25 protein-coding genes are annotated in these 22,702 nt (G+C 42.3%); 14 read left to right on the top strand and 11 right to left on the bottom strand.

Annotation, left to right across the window (positions count from 1 at the left end; genetic code table 11):
- Positions 1–95: 95 nt before the first annotated feature.
- Genes pilB through AC13DA_RS13830 form a run of 6 tightly spaced genes read left to right on the top strand, consistent with a single transcriptional unit; the run spans position 96 to position 5,567 of the window.
- Complete coding sequence (gene pilB, locus AC13DA_RS13855; RefSeq protein WP_284450469.1) at positions 96–1,814, top strand: type IV-A pilus assembly ATPase PilB; 1,719 nt, start codon at positions 96–98, stop codon at positions 1,812–1,814.
- Between the two features lie 3 nt (positions 1,815–1,817).
- Positions 1,818–3,059 (top strand): type II secretion system F family protein, encoded by a 1,242-nt coding sequence (locus tag AC13DA_RS13850; protein ID WP_284450468.1) that lies wholly within the window; start codon positions 1,818–1,820, stop codon positions 3,057–3,059.
- Positions 3,060–3,061: 2 nt separating this feature from the next.
- On the top strand, positions 3,062–3,931 hold the full coding sequence (locus AC13DA_RS13845; RefSeq protein ID WP_284450467.1) for a prepilin peptidase: 870 nt from the start codon (positions 3,062–3,064) through the stop codon (positions 3,929–3,931).
- Positions 3,931–4,533, top strand: a complete 603-nt coding sequence (coaE, locus tag AC13DA_RS13840; protein ID WP_284450466.1) for a dephospho-CoA kinase — start codon at positions 3,931–3,933, stop codon at positions 4,531–4,533. Before AC13DA_RS13845 ends, coaE begins: the two co-directional genes overlap by 1 nt.
- A gap of 27 nt (positions 4,534–4,560) precedes the next feature.
- Complete coding sequence (gene zapD / locus AC13DA_RS13835) at positions 4,561–5,373, top strand: cell division protein ZapD (protein ID WP_007144511.1); 813 nt, start codon at positions 4,561–4,563, stop codon at positions 5,371–5,373.
- A 2-nt stretch (positions 5,374–5,375) separates the two neighbouring features.
- On the top strand, positions 5,376–5,567 hold the full coding sequence (locus tag AC13DA_RS13830; protein WP_040576155.1) for a DNA gyrase inhibitor YacG: 192 nt from the start codon (positions 5,376–5,378) through the stop codon (positions 5,565–5,567).
- A gap of 2 nt (positions 5,568–5,569) precedes the next feature.
- On the opposite strand, the gene nadA is transcribed toward AC13DA_RS13830, so the two are convergent.
- The 6 genes from nadA to AC13DA_RS13800 form a co-directional block, all read right to left on the bottom strand.
- Positions 5,570–6,646 (bottom strand): quinolinate synthase NadA, encoded by a 1,077-nt coding sequence (gene nadA, locus AC13DA_RS13825; RefSeq protein ID WP_284450465.1) that lies wholly within the window; start codon positions 6,644–6,646, stop codon positions 5,570–5,572.
- 4 nt (positions 6,647–6,650) lie between these two features.
- Positions 6,651–7,058, bottom strand: coding sequence for an 8-oxo-dGTP diphosphatase MutT (mutT, locus tag AC13DA_RS13820; RefSeq protein ID WP_284450464.1), 408 nt, complete (start codon positions 7,056–7,058; stop codon positions 6,651–6,653).
- Positions 7,059–7,256: a zinc-finger domain-containing protein gene (locus AC13DA_RS13815; RefSeq protein WP_284450463.1), complete on the bottom strand. Its 198-nt coding sequence runs from the start codon at positions 7,254–7,256 to the stop codon at positions 7,059–7,061.
- A 16-nt stretch (positions 7,257–7,272) separates the two neighbouring features.
- Positions 7,273–9,054 carry an aspartate--tRNA ligase gene (gene aspS / locus AC13DA_RS13810; protein WP_284450462.1) on the bottom strand — a complete coding sequence of 594 codons (1,782 nt, stop codon included), beginning with the start codon at positions 9,052–9,054 and terminating at the stop codon, positions 7,273–7,275.
- 71 nt (positions 9,055–9,125) lie between these two features.
- Positions 9,126–9,770 (bottom strand): DUF502 domain-containing protein, encoded by a 645-nt coding sequence (locus AC13DA_RS13805; RefSeq protein ID WP_284450461.1) that lies wholly within the window; start codon positions 9,768–9,770, stop codon positions 9,126–9,128.
- Positions 9,771–9,793: 23 nt separating this feature from the next.
- Positions 9,794–10,066: an FmdB family zinc ribbon protein gene (locus AC13DA_RS13800; RefSeq protein ID WP_007144503.1), complete on the bottom strand. Its 273-nt coding sequence runs from the start codon at positions 10,064–10,066 to the stop codon at positions 9,794–9,796.
- 158 nt (positions 10,067–10,224) lie between these two features.
- On the opposite strand from AC13DA_RS13800, the gene AC13DA_RS13795 reads away from it, so the two are divergent.
- The 7 genes from AC13DA_RS13795 to AC13DA_RS13765 all read left to right on the top strand — a co-directional run bounded on the left by AC13DA_RS13795 (position 10,225) and on the right by AC13DA_RS13765 (position 16,418).
- Positions 10,225–11,994 (top strand): ABCB family ABC transporter ATP-binding protein/permease, encoded by a 1,770-nt coding sequence (locus tag AC13DA_RS13795; RefSeq protein ID WP_284450460.1) that lies wholly within the window; start codon positions 10,225–10,227, stop codon positions 11,992–11,994.
- Between the two features lie 200 nt (positions 11,995–12,194).
- The gene (locus tag AC13DA_RS13790; RefSeq protein ID WP_007144501.1) at positions 12,195–12,638 is read left to right on the top strand and encodes a plastocyanin/azurin family copper-binding protein; all 444 of its coding nucleotides are present in this window, start codon (positions 12,195–12,197) and stop codon (positions 12,636–12,638) included.
- Between the two features lie 184 nt (positions 12,639–12,822).
- Positions 12,823–13,419: a ubiquinol-cytochrome c reductase iron-sulfur subunit gene (gene petA, locus AC13DA_RS13785; RefSeq protein WP_007144500.1), complete on the top strand. Its 597-nt coding sequence runs from the start codon at positions 12,823–12,825 to the stop codon at positions 13,417–13,419.
- Positions 13,419–14,645 carry a cytochrome b gene (locus AC13DA_RS13780; RefSeq protein ID WP_007144499.1) on the top strand — a complete coding sequence of 409 codons (1,227 nt, stop codon included), beginning with the start codon at positions 13,419–13,421 and terminating at the stop codon, positions 14,643–14,645. The genes petA and AC13DA_RS13780 overlap by 1 nt, the downstream gene beginning before the upstream one ends.
- The gene (locus AC13DA_RS13775; protein WP_284450459.1) at positions 14,645–15,349 is read left to right on the top strand and encodes a cytochrome c1; all 705 of its coding nucleotides are present in this window, start codon (positions 14,645–14,647) and stop codon (positions 15,347–15,349) included. Before AC13DA_RS13780 ends, AC13DA_RS13775 begins: the two co-directional genes overlap by 1 nt.
- Before the next feature lie 43 nt (positions 15,350–15,392).
- On the top strand, positions 15,393–16,010 hold the full coding sequence (locus tag AC13DA_RS13770; RefSeq protein ID WP_284450458.1) for a glutathione S-transferase N-terminal domain-containing protein: 618 nt from the start codon (positions 15,393–15,395) through the stop codon (positions 16,008–16,010).
- 3 nt (positions 16,011–16,013) lie between these two features.
- Complete coding sequence (locus AC13DA_RS13765) at positions 16,014–16,418, top strand: ClpXP protease specificity-enhancing factor (RefSeq protein ID WP_284450457.1); 405 nt, start codon at positions 16,014–16,016, stop codon at positions 16,416–16,418.
- A 1-nt stretch (position 16,419) separates the two neighbouring features.
- On the opposite strand, the gene AC13DA_RS13760 is transcribed toward AC13DA_RS13765, so the two are convergent.
- From AC13DA_RS13760 to AC13DA_RS13750, 3 genes are read right to left on the bottom strand one after another with little or no spacing between them, the layout of a single operon-like run.
- The gene (locus tag AC13DA_RS13760; protein ID WP_273181304.1) at positions 16,420–17,790 is read right to left on the bottom strand and encodes a sigma-54-dependent transcriptional regulator; all 1,371 of its coding nucleotides are present in this window, start codon (positions 17,788–17,790) and stop codon (positions 16,420–16,422) included.
- 18 nt (positions 17,791–17,808) lie between these two features.
- Positions 17,809–19,266 (bottom strand): sensor histidine kinase, encoded by a 1,458-nt coding sequence (locus AC13DA_RS13755; RefSeq protein ID WP_284450456.1) that lies wholly within the window; start codon positions 19,264–19,266, stop codon positions 17,809–17,811.
- Positions 19,267–19,326: 60 nt separating this feature from the next.
- Positions 19,327–20,007 (bottom strand): hypothetical protein, encoded by a 681-nt coding sequence (locus AC13DA_RS13750; protein WP_139031825.1) that lies wholly within the window; start codon positions 20,005–20,007, stop codon positions 19,327–19,329.
- Between the two features lie 76 nt (positions 20,008–20,083).
- On the opposite strand from AC13DA_RS13750, the gene AC13DA_RS13745 reads away from it, so the two are divergent.
- Positions 20,084–20,551: a DUF302 domain-containing protein gene (locus tag AC13DA_RS13745; protein ID WP_007144492.1), complete on the top strand. Its 468-nt coding sequence runs from the start codon at positions 20,084–20,086 to the stop codon at positions 20,549–20,551.
- A gap of 28 nt (positions 20,552–20,579) precedes the next feature.
- On the opposite strand, the gene AC13DA_RS13740 is transcribed toward AC13DA_RS13745, so the two are convergent.
- Positions 20,580–21,461, bottom strand: coding sequence for a quinoprotein dehydrogenase-associated putative ABC transporter substrate-binding protein (locus AC13DA_RS13740; protein WP_007144491.1), 882 nt, complete (start codon positions 21,459–21,461; stop codon positions 20,580–20,582).
- A 139-nt stretch (positions 21,462–21,600) separates the two neighbouring features.
- Positions 21,601–22,702: PQQ-binding-like beta-propeller repeat protein (locus AC13DA_RS13735; RefSeq protein ID WP_482945987.1), on the bottom strand; the 1,102-nt coding region annotated here is incomplete at its 5' end.

The raw sequence follows: 22,702 nt of genomic DNA, 5'->3' as shown, positions 1-22,702 counted from the left end.
TTATTCGTCTTGAATCTGAAAACTAGAATTTCTTGTTTAAGTTACATACTATTAGGGTTCCTAGATCAGCTTATGTTAAGGAATCACAAATAGTCATGGCAAATATGGCAGCCCCCATGAGACTCAGTGGCCTCGCTCGACGACTGGTTAATGAAGGTCTTTTAACTGAAGAGCAAGCACTGCATGCCCAGTCCGCAGCCAAAGAAGCCAAGCAGCCTTTCGTTACGTATCTGGTTAATCACAAAATTCTCGCTAGTGCCGACATTGCGGCAATTGCCTCCCAGGAATTTGGTGTTCCGCTCTTCGATATTGACGCAATGAACCTGGATCTTGCGGCGACCTCATTAATTCAAGAAAAATTAATTCGCCAGCATAACGCTTTACCATTATTCCAGCGCGGCAAACGTTTATATGTCGCTGTTTCAGACCCCACTAACTTGCAGGCCTTGGACGAATTCCAGTTCAATACGGCCATGAACACCTTTCCGGTTTTGGTCGATGAACAAAAACTCTCCAACATTATCGAAAAGGCATTAGATAAAACCAACGAAAAACTGGATAACTTTGATGACGAAGAGCTCGACGATATCGATCTTGGTCCAGACGAAGATGACAACAAAAACGATCAGCTCAACGACAAAAATATTGATGACACCCCGGTCGTTCGTTTTATAAATGGCATTTTAACGAATGCTATCAAGTCAGGTGCCTCCGATATTCACTTTGAACCTTATGAACAAAAATACCGGGTCCGGGTTCGAATCGACGGCATGCTTCACGAAATGAAAACAGCGCCTGTCGCTCTTGGTGGCCGCATCGCTGCTCGCTTAAAAGTATTATCACGCTTGAATATCGCAGAACGCCGTGTCCCACAAGATGGCCGTATGCGATTGAAAATGTCGAAAACCAAAGCCATTGATTTTCGTGTGAACACCTGTCCAACTTTGTTTGGTGAAAAAATCGTATTGCGTATTTTGGATCCCACCAGTGCACAGTTGGGTATTGATGCCTTGGGTTATGAAGAAAACCAAAAGAAAACCTTTTTGGAAATCATGCACAAACCTTACGGCATGGTGCTCGTTACCGGACCGACAGGTAGTGGTAAAACCGTCTCGCTTTATACCGCATTGAATATTCTCAATACCGGTGATCGTAATATCTCTACCGCAGAAGATCCGGCTGAAATCAGTTTGCCCGGCATTAATCAAGTTAACGTTCACCCAGCGATAGGACTGACATTCTCTGAAGCTTTACGTGCATTTTTACGTCAAGATCCGGATGTCATCATGGTCGGTGAGATTCGTGATCTGGAAACAGCAGAAATTGCCATCAAAGCGGCACAAACCGGACATATGGTTTTTTCAACTCTGCATACCAATGACGCACCACAATCTTTAACGCGATTAATGAATATGGGTGTGCCAGCATTTAATATCGCCTCCGCTGTTTCCCTTATCATTGCACAACGTCTGGCTAGGAGACTGTGCTCAAAATGCAAAGCACCGGATACGCTTCCAAACGAAGCGCTGTTGGCTGAAGGGTTCACACAAGCGCAAATTGATGCTGGTGTCACAGTTTATAAAGCGGTGGGATGCGATAGTTGTACCGAAGGCTACAAAGGCCGTGTCGGTATCTATCAGGTGATGCCGGTATCCGATGCGATGGGTCGCATCATCATGGAAGGCGGAAATGCAATTCAGTTGGCGGATCAGGCAGAAAAAGAAGGTATTGATGATCTTCGTAAGTCCGGACTCAAAAAAGTCGCAGCAGGCTTAACCAGCCTCGAAGAAGTCAATCGGGTAATCAAGGAGTAAGATGTGGCACAAGCACAAGCGGCTAAAGCAAAAAAAGTCAAAGTACCCGATATCTTCCTGTGGCAGGGAACGGACAAACAGGGTCGGAAAGTCAAAGGCCAAATCAGTGCAGAAAACCTGAATCAGGCCAAAGTCGATTTACGACGCCAAGGAATAACCCCGTTAAAAGTCCGTAAAAAACCCAAAGATCTTTTCGCTCCCAGAAAACCGAAAATCAAGCCTTCCGATATTGCCGTTTTCAGTCGTATGCTTGCTACCATGATGTCGTCTGGCGTGCCATTAATGCAGTCACTGCAAATTATCGGCGAAGGCCATGAAAATAGTAGTATGCAAGAAATGATTCTGGCGATAAAAGCTGACGTTGAATCAGGTACCAGCTTAGCTGAATCCTTATCTAAATTTCCTCATCACTTTGATGATTTATACGTCAATCTGATTAATGCTGGTGAGCAATCAGGTGCATTAGAAACACTCTTGCATGAAATTGCCGCCTACCAAGAGAAAACCGAAGCATTAAAAGCAAAAATTAAAAAAGCACTCGTCTACCCTTCGGCGATTATCGTCGTTGCGTTTATTGTCACAGCCATCTTGATGATCTTTGTTATTCCACAATTTGAGTCTTTATTCAAAGGCTTTGGTGCTGACTTGCCGGGTCTGACAAAATTAGTGATTCGGGTATCCGAAGTCTTTCAGGAAAAATGGTGGTTAATCTTCGGGCTACTGATTGCGGCGGTTTACGGCGCCATGGAGTCACGCAAGCGTTCACGTAAAGTTCAACACTTTTTAGACAGGATGCTACTTAAAATCCCTGTGGTCGGTGAAATCATGAGAAAAGCGGCCATTGCACGTTTTGCCAGAACATTCTCCACCATGTTCAAAGCAGGTGTTCCTATGGTCGAAGCGATGACATCTGTTGCAGGTGCGACAGGTAATGTGGTCTTCGGTGAAGCAACGCTGATTATGCGGGATGATGTTTCTACAGGCACACAATTGAATAAAGCGATGATTGATGTCGAGTTATTCCCCAATATGGTTGTGCAAATGGTAGCTATTGGTGAAGAGTCTGGTTCACTTGATGCCATGCTGGCCAAAGTCGCCGAGTTCTATGAAAGTGAAGTTGATGACGCGGTAGATAATATGACGGCCTTATTAGAGCCACTCATCATGGTCTTCCTGGGTGGCATCGTAGGTACACTAGTCATCGCCATGTATCTGCCAATATTCAAACTCGGCGCAGCGATCTAAATATGTCGCTTATCGATTACCTGGCAACATCGCCAGTTGCATGGATCATCATTGCCGGCATTCTTGGCCTGCTCGTTGGCAGTTTTTTAAACGTGGTTATTTACCGTCTGCCTATCATCCTGGAGCGTGAGTGGACTGAACAATGTGCAGAACTACGTGACCAAGCAAGCCATCCCGAAGCGGTATTCACGCTTTCAAGGCCTCGGTCTGCATGTCCGCATTGTGGACATGCCATTACGGCACTGGAAAATATTCCAGTGATCAGTTATTTATTTCTTGCAGGCAAATGCAAAGCTTGCCGAACCCCGATTTCAATACGCTATCCTACTATTGAAGCTCTATCAGCTCTGGTGTCAGTCATTATTGCCTGGCACTTTGGTTTTGGCTGGAGTGCAGTTGGTGCGCTGCTACTTAGTTGGGCATTGATACCATTAACGTTTATTGATGTTGATCACCAACTGTTACCTGACAAAATCACGCTACCGCTTATCTGGCTAGGTTTGGCTTTTAACCTTTCAGGTGTCTACACAGACCTTCATAGCAGTGTGATTGGTGCGATTGCCGGTTATGTATCGCTGTGGAGCATCTATCACCTGTTTAAACTGGTGACTGGTAAAGAGGGTATGGGTTATGGTGACTTTAAGCTTCTCGCCGCACTGGGCGCCTGGCTGGGCTGGCAAGCACTCCCTATGATTGTATTATTATCATCGTTTGTTGGAGCGTTAATCGGCATCACACTGGTTCTGCTAAAACAGCATCAACGTGAGATTCCTATCCCCTTCGGCCCCTATCTTGCCATTGCAGGGTGGATAGCACTCGTCTGGGGAGAAATCATAAACAGTGCTTACCTGCATTGGTCAGGTCTCGTTTAATGGTGTTTAAGGTTGGCCTCACTGGTGGTGTTGCCAGTGGCAAATCTACTGTCACTTCACTATTTCATGATAAATACCACATCGACATTATTGATGCCGATCGTATTGCTCATACACTTTTAACAATAGATTCAGACTGCTACAGCGAAGTTGTCGAGGCTTTTGGTGAGTCAGTTTTGTTGGATAATGGAGAAATTAACCGACGCTATTTACGCGAACGTATCTTCCACAATGATAATGATAAACAACGTCTCGAAAAAATATTACACCCGGCTATTCGCCAGCAATTATTCACTCAAGCGGCAAGCTCTACATCTGCTTACTGCATAATGTCTGTGCCGCTACTGATTGAAGTAGGCATCTATAAACAAGTAGACCGCGTCTGTGTGATTGATGTCAGCCTTGAGAAGCAGCTAGAAAGATTACAAACGCGTGATAATATCTCTATGGAAACAGCTCAAGCGATGATTAAGAGTCAGTGTGACCACCAACTCCGCTTGCAACACGCAGATGATATTATCAATAATAATGACTCTGTAGATTCTTTAGCACATCAAGTTGCTCAATTGCATGAACTCTACTTAAAGTTTGCTGACAAATGACATTAAGTTGCTTGCCAGCAAAGAGTCATGGACAATAAACCTATCCATTCATCGTTAAAAAATAGACCCGTGTCAGATTCGATAATTTTTGAACAACCACTCAATGAACGAATTCGAACCTTCCTAAGGTTAGAATTTCTATTTAAACGTGTTGATTCTGCATTAATGGGCCAATCCGAGATGCATCATCGCGATGCTTTGGATGGAATATTAAGCATGCTCAGTGTCTTTGAGCGCAGCGATATGAAACAAGAATTGATGAAAGAAATTGAGCGGTTGATTGCTAATTTATCAGCGCTGGAAAATACTCCAGGTGTTGATAGAGAGGCATTGGATGCATTGCTTTCTGATTTGGATCAAAGCTTGGATGCTTTGCACGTACAAAAATCAGGGTTAGGTCAACCGTTACGTGATAACGAATTCCTCTACAGCATTCGGCAGCGTTCCAGTATTCCTGGCGGCACCTGTGAATTCGACTTACCCTCTTACCACTTCTGGTTGCAGCATACGCTTGCCGAAACACGCAGTGAACAACTTCGGCTGTGGTTAAATGAATTTATTTCCGTCAGAAATGCGGTAGAACTAAGTCTTCGACTTATTCGTGGTAGTGTGGGTTTTAAAGATGAAGTAGCAGAAGCGGGATTCTATCAACGCAGCCTGGATTCAAATCAGCCTTATCAACTTATCCGTGTTGAAATCCCTCGTGACAAGGCCTTCTTCCCGGAGGTGAGTGGTGGTAAACACCGATTTACCGTTCGCTTTATGTTATTTGATATCCAGCAAAGACCACAGCAATCGTTTGAAACCATCCCTTTTAAACTTAGCTGTTGTGCAATGTAATTATGGTAACCACTGTTAATTGTCCACAATGCGGAACATTAGTGCCATGGCAAAAAGATCAAGTCTGGAAACCTTTTTGTAGTGAGCGCTGTAAACTAATTGATCTCGGTGAATGGGCTTCTGAAGGACACCGTATTCCTGGGCCACCAGTTCACTCACCTTTGGATGATAACGACGAATCCGATTATCACTAAGACTAAGCGTCACCGGCTGTGAGAATACCTTTTTCATAAGAAAAGTTAAGCATGCGGTTCAACGGAATTAGCGCTTTTTGACGAATATCCTCATCTACTTCAATCGTATTATTCATTTCGACTAATGTTTTGTGTAAGTTCACAAGAGTATTCATTGCCATCCATGGACAATGGGCACAGCTTTTACAGGTCGCACTTTTGCCCCCTGTCGGCGCGGGTATTAAACGTTTATCAGGCACAGCCTGGCTCATTTTATAAAACAAACCATAATCTGTTGCGATGATTAAAGTATCGGCTTTAGAAGCTTTACCTGCCGCAATAATTTGTTTTGTCGAACCAACAAAGTCTGCCTTGGCAATCACCGCCTCAGGCGACTCCGGATGAACTAAAACCTCAGCATCAGGATATTTCGCCATAAGCTGTTCCAGTTCGTACAACTTAAACTCATCGTGTACAACACAATGCCCTTGCCATAACAGCATATCGGCATCAGTTTTATTTTTGATGTACTGACCCAAATGACGATCTGGCCCCCAAATAATCTTTTTGCCTTCCGCTTTTAAGGCGTCAATAATCTGAATAGCATTACTGGAGGTGACAATCCAATCAGCACGCGCTTTTACTTCAACACTCGTGTTAGCGTAAACCACAACAACACGATCAGGATGCTGATCACAAAACTCGCTAAAGGCTTCAATCGGACAGCCAAGATCAAGTGAGCATTCGGCTTCGAGTGTTGGCATGATAACCGTCTTTTCTGGGCTCAGTATTTTCGCGGTTTCCCCCATAAAACGAACGCCACAAACCACTAGTGTTTCAGCAGGATGCTTAGCTCCAAAGTTCGCCATATCCAGTGAGTCAGAAACATATCCGCCTGTTTGTTCTGCTAAAGCCTGTAGCTCATCATCAACATAATAATGAGCGATCATAACGGCATTCTTTTCTTCTAACAGACGTTTTATTTTCTCAATATAGTCCGCTTTTTCCTCTTCAGACAGCCAAGGCGTTGGGGCAACATTATCAATGATTGAGTCAATCTTTGATTGAAGTGATTGTGGAATGGCTTCTGCTAAACTCATAATTCTAAAATGCCTGTATGGTATTCAATTGCTGTTGTATTGATTCAACGATGGCCTTATTGGCAGCCGGGAATTCATATTGATGTAAGGTAGAAATATCTACCCATTGGGTAATTTGACCTTCCTGACCTATTGGCGTTCCATCAAAAGCATCAGTCCACCACACATCCAATAAAACAGTTCTATCACCATAATCATGGCTAATAGTAATGAGTGGTTTTGCTGACTGAACTTCAATCGCCAGCTCTTCTTTAATTTCTCTTTTTAAGGCCTGAAAAGTACTTTCTCCTGCCTCGACCTTACCGCCGGGAAACTCCCATAAATTACCCTGATGCTGCTCGGGCTTGCGTAAGGCGATAAATACTTGCTGTTTCTGAACAATAACTCCTACAGCGACATGTATTTGACTCATTTAATCCTGACCACTTAGTGTGAAAAGCGCCCCACAATAAGGGCAGGCCACTTCACCTTTTGTTTCGATATCTAAATAAACCCGGGGATGCGCATTCCACACCGCCATGTCCGGCATTGGACAGCTTAGCGGCAGATCTTTAGGGTGAACCCAATAATGTTTTTCTGTGCATGATTTATCATTACTTTGCTCACCCATAAGATCTCCTTAACGACTACTCAGCCTGAGGATTTTTTCTCAACCTGATATTCAGTTCTTTCAATAATGCATCATCAATAGGACTTGGCGCATCCGTTAATAAACAGCTTGCTGATTGTGTTTTTGGAAATGCCATCACATCACGTATTGAGGCAGATCCGGTCATCAACATCACTAAACGATCAAGACCAAATGCTAGGCCACCATGAGGGGGACAGCCGTATTTCAATGCATTTAACAAAAAGCCGAATTTATCCTGCGCTTCTTCTTCGTTAATGCCAAGTAATTCAAATACTTTTTGCTGAATATCGGTCTTGTGAATACGCATAGAACCACCACCCAGCTCTGTACCATTTAAGACCATGTCATACGCTCGTGACAGACATTTCTCAGGATCAGAGTCCAACAGTGCCAAATCTGATTCGCGGGGAGCGGTAAACGGATGATGAAGCGCATGCCAACGAGCTGATTTCTCGTCCCATTCGAACATTGGGAAAGCAACAACCCATAAAGGTTTCCAGCCACGTTCCACCATGTCTAAGTCATGCCCCAGTTTCACACGAAGTGCACCGAGAGACTCATTAACGATCGTCGCTTTATCAGCGCCAAAGAAAACCAAATCGCCAGTTTTTGCTTCTACACGTTGCATAATGGCACTGATAACTTCATCAGGTAGGAATTTCAGAATCGGTGACTGCAAACCTTCACGTCCCGCATCAATATCATTCACCTTGATATACGCTAATCCCTTGGCACCATAGATTCCTACATACTTGGTGTAGTCATCAATTTCTTTACGACTCAGATTATTACCACCGGGTACTTTTAGAGCTGCGACACGACCGCGTGGATCATTAGCTGGTGAAGAGAAGACTTTAAAGTCAACCTCACCCATTAAATCGCTGACATCGACTAATTCAAGAGAGATACGGAGATCCGGTTTATCACTACCGAAACGATCCATGGCTTCAGCATAGGTCATTCTCGGGAATGGATTCGGTAAGGCTTCTTCCAATACATTGGCAAAAAGACTGCGAATCATTTCTTCCATCATATTCATGAAATCTTCTTCTTCAACAAAAGAAGTTTCAATATCAATCTGAGTAAATTCAGGTTGTCGATCAGCACGCAAATCTTCATCACGGAAGCAACGAACAACCTGATAATAACGGTCCATACCGGACATCATCAATAATTGTTTGAATAGCTGTGGTGATTGCGGCAAAGCAAAAAATTCACCCTGATGGGTACGACTTGGTACCAGATAATCACGTGCTCCTTCTGGCGTGGCTTTCGTCAAAATCGGCGTTTCAATATCTAAGAAGCCGTTTGAATCCAGAAAGTGGCGTAACTGACGGGTAATCTGTGAACGGAAACGCAAACGTTGCTGCATTTCTGGACGGCGTAAATCAATGTAACGATAACGCAGACGGATATCTTCGTTCACATCCAACAGCTCATTCAGCGGGAAAGGCGGTGTTTCTGATGCATTCAGAATTTCCAGCTTTTTCGCAATAATCTCAATCTTGCCACTACGCAAATCGGCATTGTCACTACCGGCAGGTCTAAGCTGAACAAGCCCTTCAATTTTTAAGACATATTCACTTCTGACACGTTCAGCTACAGCAAAACACTCAGCATCTTCAGGGTTACAAACAACTTGAACTAATCCCTCACGATCTCGTAGGTCAATAAAAATAACTCCACCGTGATCTCGTCGACGGTGCATCCAGCCAACAATAGAAACTGACTGACCTTCGAGGGTTTCATTTACCTCGCCGCAATAATGGCTACGCATAATAACTTCCAATCTTTAAATTTTTATAGTTTGCAATTGAGTTCTGAAAAATAGAATTCGAACCCTTAATTTTACGCTTGTTCAGGCTTTTTCTGCTGAGCCTGTTGTTTCAATAATTGTTCTTTTTCCCAATCAGGCACAACGACCCCCATTGAGATAATCATTTTTAAGCCTTGTTCGACACTCATCTCCAACTCAATCACATCCTCTTTTGGCAACATGAGCACAAAGCCGGAGGTTGGATTAGGCGTTGTTGGTATAAAAACACTGATCACTTCGGATCGTGTTTTTTCTTGTACCTCACCGAGCTGATCTGACGTCATAAAAGCGAGACTCCAAGCCCCTTTTCTTGGATATTCCACCAAAAGTACACGGCGAAATGACTGTCCATCTGTTGCTAATACGGCTTCTAGTATTTGCTTGATACCCGCATAGAGTGTTCTGACCAGAGGAATCCTTGATAACAAGGATTCCCAGGCATTCACTATCCGTCGCCCTAACAGATTGGCAACGATCATACCCGTTGCTAATACCAATACAACCGCTAATAACACTCCCAGCCCGGGGATATGGATACCTAAGAAATTATCCGGTTGATAAGCATCGGGTAGTAGTAGTAATGTTTGATCAAGAAATCCAACGATAGCGCGGATAACAAGGAATGTAATGCCCAACGGCATCCAGACTAACAATCCCGCTATCAGATATTTACGCATTTATGACTTAGGTTCAAACATGATTAATGGCAGCCACAACCGGTACCGCATGCGGCTGCATTAGTCTTTTTTCCGCTATCGCTCGTTCCTGTATCTGCTAAATTACGTTTACTGCCTGTTTTAAAATCAGTTTCATACCAGCCATCACCCTTCAAACGAAACCCTGACGCCGATACCAATTTACGTAACTGCGCTTCTTGACAGGCTGGACAATCAACCAATGGTTCATCACTAATTTTTTGCAATGCTTCAAATTCATGACCACACGCATCACAGCGATATTCATAAAGTGGCATTATTCCTTCCTCATACGATAAAACAAATATTGGAGACCACTTTTATAGTGTCTCGAAAGCCGCATTTCAAGAGTTAAACCCATTAATTATAACTAAAAATCTTTATTGCCGCCGTGCTCACTTACATCATCGCTAATTTAATGCGCTAAACTATACTAATGACATCCAAAAATGATTGGCAGGCAATACGCCGACTTATTCCTTTTATAAAAAAATTTAAAGGCCGTGTATTACTTGCACTTAGCCTGCTCACCCTAGCAAAGCTGGCTAACGTTGCTGTCCCCCTGACACTTAAACACGCTATTGATGCTTTAGATCCCCAGCATCAGAATATCATCTATCTGCCCGTGATGATGTTAGTAGCTTACGGACTTCTGAGACTGGCTAGCAGTGCATTTAGTGAACTTCGAGATGCGCTATTCGCCAAAGTCATTTTTCGCTCTGTTCGTAGAATCGCCTCACAGATACTGGCTCATTTACACGAGTTATCACTTCAATTTCATTTGCAGAGACAAACCGGTGGTATCTCACGCGATATAGAACGCGGTAGTCGCGGCATCAGTTTTCTGATGAACTTCATGATATTCAATATCTTACCTACATTGGTAGAAATTGGATTAGTCACTGCAATATTACTCATTAATTACGACAGTATTTTTGCGATTATCACCACCAGTACAATTCTCATATATATCTTTTATACCCTCATTATCACTGAGTGGCGGATGCGCTATCGCAGGCGCATGAATGAAATGGATTCTCAAGCGAATAATCAAGCGATAGACAGTCTGATTAATTACGAAACCGTTAAGTATTTTAATAATGAGGAACTGGAGGTTTCGCAATACGATAAAAAATTAGCGTCGTGGGAAAAATCTGCCATCCATAACCAGACGTCACTGTCCGTTTTGAATATTGGTCAGGGTGTTATCATTTCTGCTGGCTTGACCGCACTCATGCTACTTGCCGGACAAGGAGTGGTTGATGGTCAGTTATCACTCGGCGATCTTGTACTGATTAATGCTTATCTTCTCCAGCTTTATATGCCTCTGGGTTTTTTAGGGTTTGTCTACAGAGAAATTCGTCATTCACTGGCCGATATGGAACGCATGTTTCATTTACTCGAACAAGAAAAAGAAATTTCTGATAATGACGATGCAAAGGATATTGATATAAGCTTGGGAGAGGTCAAGTTTGTAAATGTCGGTTTTTCATACCACCCCGATAGAATAATCCTGAAAAATATCAGTTTCACCGCGAAAGCAGGGCAAAAACTTGCCATTGTAGGACCGAGTGGTTCCGGAAAATCTACCATTATCAGGCTGCTTTATCGTTTTTATGATCCACAAATGGGTCATATAGAAATCGATAATCAAGATATTAAACACGTGACCCAAAACAGCCTGCGAAAACACATTGGCATAGTGCCTCAAGACACCGTTTTATTTAACGATACGATTTACCACAATATTGCTTATGGCAAACCATCTGCCAACACTGAAGCTGTGACTGCAGCGGCGAAACAAGCCAATCTACATGACTTCATTCAACAATTACCTGATGGTTATAACACTATCGTTGGCGAACGAGGTTTGAAATTATCGGGTGGCGAAAAACAACGGCTTGCCATTGCTCGTACCCTTCTGAAAAATCCCAAAGTGTTATGCTTTGATGAAGCCACTTCAGCACTGGACAGTCATTCTGAACAACGTATTGGCAAGGAAATCATCAATATTAGTCTGAATAAGACGACTTTGGTTATTGCTCACAGGCTGTCCACTATCATCGACGCAGATCAGATTTTGGTGATGGACAAAGGTGAGATTATAGAGCAAGGCACTCATCAACAATTACTAGCCCAGAACGGTGTCTATGCTTCCATGTGGCAGCTACAGCAAAGTCATACAGAAACAAATAACGTTGTATAAGTGAGTTATTTGAGGCTAACCACTCACTTTTTTGGACTTTATGACAAAAGTCAGGTTAGTATGTCGCGCGGTTCTAGCCGACTTAAATCAATATATACCAAAGAGATAACTATTTTATCCGTTCAGTTTCGGTTCAGTTTGGTTGTGCCAAACTTGCATCGCACTGGGTCAAATAACCTAAGAAAACAAGAGGATTAATAATGAAATATGGTAAATCACTTATTGCTGCTACTTTAACTGCAGCGACTTTGATGTCAACTTCAGTAATGGCTGAAAACCACACAGTAACAGCCCAAGTGACATCATTCAAACCAATGGTTATTCAAATTCAACCAGGTGATACAGTTTCTTTCGAAAACATGAACGGTCACATCACCAACACTAAATTTGTTGAAGCTGATGGTGAACATGAGTACATCCCAGAAGGCGCAACAGGTTGGACTTCACAAATGGGTGAAAACTTCACAACACAACCTTTAACAGTAGAAGGTGTTTACTTATACAAATGTGACCCGCATTGGGGTGCTGGTATGGGTGGTGTCGTTATCGTTGGTAAACCAACTAACTTAGAAGCTATCGAAGCCACTAAACCTAAAGGCGCTCTGAAACGTCTGGTGAAAAAAGCCGCAAAAGCTGCTAAATAAGTTCGATTAAAATCGTTCCAAGATGAAAAGCCCGCCTAATTCTAGGCGGGCTTTTTTGATCCTTTGCTTCCAGTACTATGATAATATTTATGAGTTTTGTAGTTAACCGCAGCATTGAACAATAATAATTCATGCGGTTAATAGGGAATTTTAAGATTTTCAGAAAGCTGGGAGGACTCCGTCAATGAGTCACAATGTCGATACAGGCAAAAGGCGATTTCTAACCGCAGCTGCCAGTGTTGTTGGTGGGGCTGGTGCAGTCGCCGTTGCCGTACCATTTGTTTCATCCATGCTACCTAGTGCAAAAGCTCAAGCTGCTGGCGCACCTGTTGAAGTGGATATTAGTAAATTAGAAAAAGGGCAATTACTGACCGTTGAGTGGCAAGGAAAACCCGTCTGGATTTTCAGACGCAGCGAGGAAACAATTGAAACGCTTGTTTCATTAGACGATAGACTCGTTGACCCTCGTAGTGAAATGGCCAGCCAACAACCATCATACTGTCAAAATGAAGCTCGCTCTATCCGTGACGAATTGATGGTACTTGTCGGTATTTGTACCCATTTGGGCTGCTCACCTACATACAGGCCCGAATTAGCACCGGAAGATCTTGGAAAAGATTGGAAAGGCGGCTTTTTTTGCCCATGTCACGGTTCGCGATATGATTTAGCTGGCCGTGTCTTTCAAAATATGCCTGCTCCTAAGAATATGCTGGTACCTCCTTATCATTTCCAGGGTGATAACGTCGTTATCGTTGGTGAAAGTTCAGAAGGAGCTGCATAATGTTTTCCGGATTTATGAATTGGGTTGATGCCCGTTTTCCCGCATCTAAAATGTGGAGAGAACATCTTTCTGAATATTACGCACCGAAGAATTTCAATTTCTGGTATTTCTTTGGGTCTTTAGCCTTATTGGTTTTGGTCATACAAATTGTCACTGGAATATTCCTGACAATGAACTACAAACCTGATGCGGCACTAGCTTTTGCTTCCGTTGAATACATCATGCGTGATGTTCCATGGGGCTGGTTAATCCGCTATATGCATTCCACTGGCGCTTCTGCTTTTTTCATCGTCGTCTATTTGCATATGTTCCGGGGTTTAATTTACGGTTCTTATAAACAACCACGCGAGCTCGTGTGGCTGTTTGGTATGTTGATATATCTCGTATTGATGGCGGAAGCCTTTATGGGTTATCTGCTGCCGTGGGGACAAATGTCTTACTGGGGTGCTCAGGTTATTATTTCACTGTTCGGCGCTATTCCCTTCATTGGCGAACAACTCGCTTTATGGATTCGTGGTGACTTCGTTGTAGCTGATGCAACTCTGAATCGTTTCTTCGCTTTCCATGTTATTGCTTTACCAATCGTGTTACTGGGACTGGTTGTTGCCCACATCATTGCCTTGCATGAAGTTGGTTCTAATAATCCTGATGGCGTTGAAATTAAGAAACTTAAGAATAAAGAAGGCAAACCATTAGACGGTATTCCATTCCATCCTTACTATACGGTGAAAGATATTGTTGGCGTTATTGTCTTCTTATTTATCTTTTCGTTGGTGTTGTTCTATATGCCAGAAATGGGTGGTTGGTTCTTGGAACATGCTAACTTCATTCCAGCGGATCCGTTGAAAACACCAGAGCATATTGCCCCTGTCTGGTATTTCACGCCTTTCTATGCAATTTTAAGAGCGGTGCCAAGCATCAATGCATCAGCATTCCCTGGCGTTGTTGCCATGGGCTTATCCATCGTGTTCTTATTTTTGTTACCTTGGTTAGATAGAAGCCCAGTAAAATCAATTCGTTACCGTGGCCCTTATTTCAAGATTGCATTAACCTTGTTTATTATCAGCTTCTTAGTTTTAGGCTTTTTAGGCACACAACCTGCCACAGAGCTTTACACGCTGATTGCTCAAATTTCGTCAGTTATCTATTTTGCATTTTTCATCTTTATGCCGTTCTACACGAAATTTGATAAAGATAAACCTGTACCAGAAAGGGTAACAAGCTAATGAAACATTTAATTTTTACTGTTTTCCTCAGCCTGTTTTCGGTACAGGCTATGGCTGCCGGGGGTGGTGTCCATTTGGATCACACAGACATTGATATCACCGATCAAGCGTCTTTACAGCGTGGTGCAAAAACATTTGTTAACTATTGCCTGAGTTGTCACCAAGCTGCATACATGCGCTACAACCGTATGGCAAAAGATCTTGGTTTAACAGATGATCAGGTTAAAGATAATCTGATGTTTGCCTCTGACAAAATTGGCGACACAATGACTATTGCAATGCGTCCGGAAGATGCAAAGAAATGGTTTGGCGTGACGCCTCCTGATTTATCGGTTATTGCTCGTTCCAGAGGTACCGATTGGCTATATACCTATCTGAGAACATTCTATCTTGACTCTTCTCGCCCAGTGGGTACCAATAATCTTGCATTTAAAGATGTTGGTATGCCTCATGTTCTATGGGAGCAACAAGGTTATCAAACAAAGGATCCAGAGACAGGCGAATTAATTGCTCCAGAAAATGCACCGTTATCAACGCATGAGTACAACCAATTAGTGCATGATCTGGTTAACTTTCTTGCCTATATGAGTGAGCCATCTAAACTACAAAGAATGGCTCTTGCAAAATGGGTTCTGCTCTACCTGATAGTGTTTTTCTTGATTGCTTATCCACTTAAAAAAGCCTTCTGGAAAGATATACATTGATCATTATTTGGCATAGCGAAGACATGATAGGATTTGATAAAAAATGAATAGTACTCGCCGTTCTAAAATGACGGTTTTCTCAGATCCTATTTGTCCCTTTAGTCATCAGGTTCGCATTATTCTTCAGGAAAAAGATATTGATGCGAATATTGAAACCTTAATTGATGGCGCTTGGCCGGAAGAGGTCGCGATTGCCAATCCTTATGGAATTGGTCCCACCTTATTTGATCGTGATTTAGTGTTATTCAACGCAAGTGTGATAGCTGAATATCTGGATGAACGTTTCCCTCATCCACCACTGATGCCTGTCGACCCTGTAGCAAAGGCAAAAACACGACTGATGCTCTACCGAATAGACAGAGACTGGTACTCACACTGGAATGTTATTTCAGGACGCGAAAAAGGTAACGTCAGTAAAGCACGTAAAACGATTCAGGAAGATTTAACGGTGCTTGCGCCATTATTTGAAGACTCAGCGTTTTTTATGAGTGATGAGTTTTCTGTGTTGGACTGCACGCTAGCCCCTCTATTATGGCGTCTTCCGGCATTAAAAATAAGATTACCAGCAAGTGCCAGTGCTGTAGAAAAATATGCACAGAAGATTTTCCGCAGAGACAGTTTCCAACAGAGTTTAACGGCAGCAGAAAAGGCAATGCGATAAATTATGACTTCACAAAAGCCATATCTTATTCGAGCCATACATGAATGGTTACTAGATAATGCTTCTACTCCTTATCTACTGGTCAATACTGACCACGAGGGTGTACAAGTTCCTACTGACTTCGTACGCGATAGTCGTATCGTCTTGAATATCGCACCTGATGCAGTTCGGGATTTAAATATTAGTAATGATTGGCTGAGTTTCTCAGCGAGATTTGCCGGCAAACCAATGGATATATTTATCCCCATCATTGCTGTTCAGGCTATTTACAGCAAAGAAAATAACGAAGGTATGTTCTTTCCGGAAGAAGAAATGCCAACACCGCCACCGCCACCAAAAACTGAACCCTCGACTCAAAATAACACTAATAAGTCAGGAAGCCGTCCCAGTTTAAAAGTCGTCAAATAAACTATAATTGATATTTTTCCATGCGATATCGCATGGCCATTCTTGTCAATCCTAGCTCACGTGCAGCACGAGATACATTACCCGCGGTTCGCTCCAGTGCTTTTTCCAGCAGATACTTCTCGACCTGTTCAAGCGTCATATGTCCCAAGACTTCGACAGGATCAAGCTGTTGAGATGTTGTGATTGTTGTCTGCATGATCAATTGTGATACATCAATCAAGCCATCAGCAGACATCATCACTGCACGTTCAACAACATGTTGTAACTCTCGGATATTGCCTGGCCAATCATAGTCTTGTAGCGCACTGACAGCCGTTTCTGTAAAAACGGGAGGTTTCAAACCATAACGTCTTGCAACCATCTCAACAAAATGCGCAGCTAATGGTGCGATGTCAATTTTTCGCTCCCGTAACGGCGGCATCTGAAGTTGAATCACGTTTAAACGGAAATAAAGATCTGAACGAAACTCGCCATCAGCGACCATTTGAGGTAAGTCACGATTTGTTGCTGCGATGAAATGTGCATTAACCGCCCTTTCTTGTGTTGCCCCAATTCGTCTTATCTGACGGCGTTCTAGCACATTCAATAACTTTGATTGCAATTCAAGTGGTAGTTCACCGACTTCATCTAAGAAAAGTGTCCCATCTTCGGCCACTTCAATTAAGCCTGCTTTTGCCTGATGTGCATTGGTAAATGCACCGCGCTCATAACCAAATAGTTCAGCTTCGATTAAATCTTTGGGTAAGGCTGCACAATCAACGTGGACAAAAGGCTTGTCTCGCCATTTACCTGACTGATGATAATAGCGAGCAAGTACATCTTTGCCTGTTCCAGTTTCACCGTTGATGAGAATGACAGGATATTCAGTCTGAGCGCGATCAACCAACTGAATGACGCGTTCCATTTGTTGCTTGATAGCCTGCATGGCGTTACTTTGGCCGACCATTACCACAGGTTCTGAACCATGCGTCTCCCGGACATGCGAGTAGTCAAGCTGTTGACTTAGCTTTTGTGTTTGCATCACCTTATTGACTGTGAGTACTAACTCATCCAAATCAACAGGTTTCTTCAAATAATCTGTCGCACCTAACTTCATGGCTCGAACAGCATCTTCTAATTCACCATAGGCGGTCATCATAACCACTGGTATAACATGCCAAGTTTGATGCTCTCTTAACACCTGTAAGAAGTCCAGACCACTGGCATCTGGTAATCTTACATCCAGCAGAATAATGTCTGGTAAAGTTTTTTCCAACACCATGTATGCATCAGAAATGGTTTCAGCAATTGTTGGCGTATGACCCTCTCGTTGCAGACGCTTCATAACAGATTTTGCAAAAAGCGTTTCGTCTTCAATTAATAAAATATTCAATATCAATTTCACTTTACCTTAGGTAATTTTTGGCAGTCTGATAATCACGCATGTTCCATGAACATCATTAGCGTAATAAAAGAGTTCGCCCTGATGTTGTTTCACAACTTTAAGTGTAAAGGGTATGCCCAGACCAAAACTAAGCCGTTTAGTATCATCCCTACCAACAGCATTTTCATCTAACGGATCAAAGTTCATTCCTTTTCCCTGGTCACGAATACTTAATTCAATTTGGTCTGAACTCTCTTTATATTCCAGTCTTAACTTTGACGAAATTGGTGAGGCTTCAATGGCATTCTGTATAAGATTGAATATAGCTTGTTCCATTAAATTAATATCAATCAAAACCTGTGTAGGCTGCAACTCCCATCCTTTCCGTTCGATGTATATCGATTTATCCTTGAGTTGTAAATCCATCATAGCCAAGGTATTGTCTGCCACCTCTGTCAGAGGTTTCTGAGTGAAATGAGCACTTATTGGATGCAGATACGTTAATAATGAAGTCACCCAGCGTTCAAGGCGATCTACAGCGATAATAATATCTTTTAATGCTTCCTGAATTTCAGGCTCCGGATTTTCATCTAATGTGACTTGGGCTGCTGCACGAATACTGGCCAATGGGTTTCTAATGTTGTGAGCAACCAAGGGAACCAACTCGCCCAAAGCGGCTTGTTTTTTTGCCTCAATCAATCGGTCACGATTGACAATAATCTCACTGGCCATCATGTTAATGGCATCAGACAGTCGAATTAACTCATCTACCCCACCACCTTTAATCTCATGATTCAATTCCCCTTTGCTTATCCGCCTTGCGCCTTGCATCACTCTAGCAAGAGGTTTTATGACATTATTATTCACAAAACGCCGTGATAGTAATAATAGCGTTAATGCTAATAAGATCGGGATGGGTACAAGTATGAATAACTGCGACATCCACTTCTGTCGATCATGGGTCAATGCTTGCTGCTTTTTATTGAGTAGACTTTCAAATTGGCTGAAAGCATCTTCGAGTTTTTTAAAGGTATATTTCTCCAGTTGTAGATTCAGCAATTCTTTTTGTTGCTCAGATGGTTGCATGACTCTTAACAGAGTATGCGTTTCATCATGGAACCGTTGATAAGCCAGTTCGATATCAATCACTGCCTGAAACTCGTTTTGTTGTTCAGCTTCCTGCTTTAAGTCTTGGATAAACCCTGTAATTCTATCTGTATATTGTTCATACTCTTCAGGGGCGTCCGTATCCGCAAGAAAGTTCGCATCAAATACTTCTTTCAATTGACGGTATAACTCACCACGAATGTTTTGCATGTGATTATTCATCGAAGTCAATCGTAAAGACTCTTCAGAACTTTTTTGCCATGCAAAAGCCCAGACGATTCCGACACTGGCAGTCACAAGAATAATAATCAAGAAACTTAGCTCATGTAACAAAAGTGAGCCTTGAATACTTCGGCGAAAGCGGGAAAATAGTTTCATATAAAAAAACGGGCCTTTTCAGCCCGTTTTATGCTGTCCAAGATCAAGTAAATTATTTTTTTACTCGGGCTTATAGCTTTCAAATGTAATACTTTCATCGACTAATGCAGCCTGTCCTTCATGCCACGTATCACCATCTGGCACAATAGTTCTAACTTCATAAATCTCACCCGGGATATCTTCTGAAAGGGTGAAAATATAATATTTGCTGGCATATAGCTTATAACGTGCATTTTTAGGATCGTTAATATATGGCTGGACAATATATTGTGTACCTTTTACCTTTTTACCGTTGTAGTCAATATCGACCTGTTTTTTCTCAGCGCCAGCGGCTAATGCCCAACGAAGTTTGCGTTGGAAATAACGCCATTCGCCGCCTGTCAGGCGTTTCATTTCATGTACATCAAACTCTAAGAAAAGCACAAAAACGCCATTTCCACGCTGGTTTTCCATGGGTTCATAAGGACGTTTATACTGGTTGGTGAAAAAATCAAAAGATAGGTCACTACGACCAGTATTACGGATATTTGATACGTGTACTTTTATTGTGTCTTCACGCGAATCTTCAACGAAGCTTTCTTTTTTATATTTATAGGTTAATGTGCCTGGCTGTGTAATATTTTTTAAATGAGCTTTATCAAATAATTCATTATTTACTTCTGAGAATCCAGGCTCAGCAAAGGCATTACTGAAAAGCACCATAAGCCATCCAGACATCAATACCATTAACAATTTTTTCACTTTGAACCTCTCTCTTTTTTACTTTGATTTTATAGTGTTATTCTAAACAATCATTCATTAAATATAGCTTTAATACATGAAAATATTTTCCTCAGGCATTGTCAGCTACACTCTTATTATTCTTACATTTCTCTTCTTTACAGCCTGTCAGCAGCAGACTGAAAACAGACTATATGAAAAAGAAAGTCCGTATTCTTTTGAAGATACCTTATTAAACTTAGATATCGCTATTTCAGAACAAAATTACCGCATCATTCATCGAAGTCACATTGGCCAAGCCATTCGAGATCGTGGTGATACGGATTTTCCATTAGCGACGATTACTAATTTTTGTAACATCACTTATGCCAAAGAAATGATGGAAATCAATCCCCAGCTCATCAATGAAATGCCCTGTAATATCAGTGTACGTCAGTCCAACTCTGGTCAGGTTATTATCAGTACCGAATTAATGGATGAAACTTCTCACAACACTAAACAACAGGTATTTGCAAAAAAAATTAATCACAATTTAAAAACAATTATCGGGGCAACGATTGAATAGTCACCCCGATAAAATGTTCAGCTAAATATTAATCGTCATCATCCTTGCGAACCCGCTTTTTAGGATAAGGGTTAACGTTATCCAATGACGGCAAATGATATTGCGCCATGATGGCATCAATCTCATCTTTATTTTCTGTCAGGAATTGGTTTAATAGCGCATTCCATTTTTTGTCTTGATAACGCGTTCCCATACTAAAGCTGAACACATAGGCCTCACCCAGCTCATTTAGAGGCTGAACAACCATTGGCACATCTGACTCACTAGCATAGTAACCAGCAATGGGCCCCCACAATAACGCAACATCGATATTACCTTTGGCGAGCTCATCACTAATAATACGTCCAGCATTCACTCGAGCATCACCAGGCATCATTTGGAAATATTGAATTTGATCAGCTAAACCGAGGTCTAATAGCGCTTTTGTTGTTACACCACGATCAAAGATACCGATACGTAATGGTTTACCATCTTTTTTTGCCGTGACAATATCTTTCATCTGATGAAGCTCATAGCCTTCTCCTTTGCGGTAGACCATTGCTTCAATTGAACTCCAGTAGGGTTTAGTCGGTTTTAAGAAATCTGTATGTTCAGGAATACTCATTGCGACATCGCAATAAAACAATCCTGTCTCAGGATCTACTTTTTTAATTGTGTTACGTGAAAAGCCGATACGTTGCGGGAAATAATAATATTCAACGGGTAACCCCAATTCTTTGCCTAATAACTCTGCGATCTTATTATCAAAGCCTTCACCTTCTTTATTTGAATAAGGCAGGTTGTAACCGTCAGCACAAACGCGCACGGCTTTTTGTCCAGGGAGGGGTTTTAAATCACCAGCAGCAAATGCTGTGGTTGTACCCAGAAGGACTCCCATAATAACTAGTGTCCAACGCTGTATTTTGGTCATTCTCTCTTCCTTTTTTTGATTATGAAAAACTTTCGACCATAAAGCTAACATATTTGTTTCAAAAAAAAGACCCGACATCAAAAGATGCCGGGCCTTTTATTCAGATTAAGATTACAGAGTAATCTATATCATCTGGGTCTTACAGGCTGAATACACTCAGAATACCACCCAGGTTAGTCCAGCTAGACAGTGATTTATATGCACCGACTGCGCCAAGACCATCTGTGTCATTTTCTAAGCTTGGGATCGCCATACCGATACCAGCCCAACCACCGACACCTGACAGTACAGAAATATACTGTTTACCGTCATGTTTGTAGGTGTTGACGTTACCGATAACGCCTGACGCTGTTTTGAATCTCCACAGCTCACGACCTGTTTGCGCATCAACGGCTTTCAAGTAGCCTTCCAATGTACCGTAGAAGACGACGTCAGAAGCGGTTGCTAAGGCACCAGACCAGACTGAGAAACGTTCTGGGTTTGACCATACGATCTTACCTTCACGTGAATCCCAAGCGATGAAGTTACCTAAGTGTGTACCACCTGGTGCGGGATACATGCTTAATGTTGCACCAACGTATGGTTGACCTGCGACGTATTCCACTTCAAATGGTTCATAGTCCATACAAACGTGGTTGGTTGGCACATAGTACAGACCTGTACGAGGCGAGAATGCCGCTGGCTGTTGGTCTTTAGAACCTAAGGCCGCAGGACAAATACCTGTTGTGTTAACGTCTTCACCGTTACGTGCAGTAGAGTATTTCGCTACACGATCATGTAAACCGGTTTTCAGGTTCACACCGTTTGACCAGTTAACCGCTGGATCATATTTTTCAGCCACTAACAGTTCACCCGTGACGCGGTCCATGGTGTAACCAAAACCGTTACGATCAAAGTGGACAGCGGTTTTATGCATTTTACCATTCACTTTTTGTTCAGCGAGAATGACTTCATTCACACCATCATAGTCCCACTCATCATGTGGTGTCATTTGGTAAACCCATTTCGCCATACCGGTGTCTAAGTCACGACCCCATAAAGACATGGTCCATTTGTTATCACCAGGACGTTGAACCGGGTTCCAGGTAGATGGGTTACCGTTACCGTAGTAGAACATGTTCAGATCTGGATCGTATGAATACCAACCCCATGTTGTACCACCACCAATTTTCCATTGGTCACCTTGCCAAGTTTTCAAAGATGAATCTTTGCCAACTGGTTTCAGCATAGACATGGTTTTG

It is taken from the genome of Methylophaga sp. F-2, assembly GCF_056859315.1.
The sequence above is the reverse complement of the archived record's forward strand: the minus strand, read 5'-3'. Positions and strand labels throughout refer to the sequence as shown.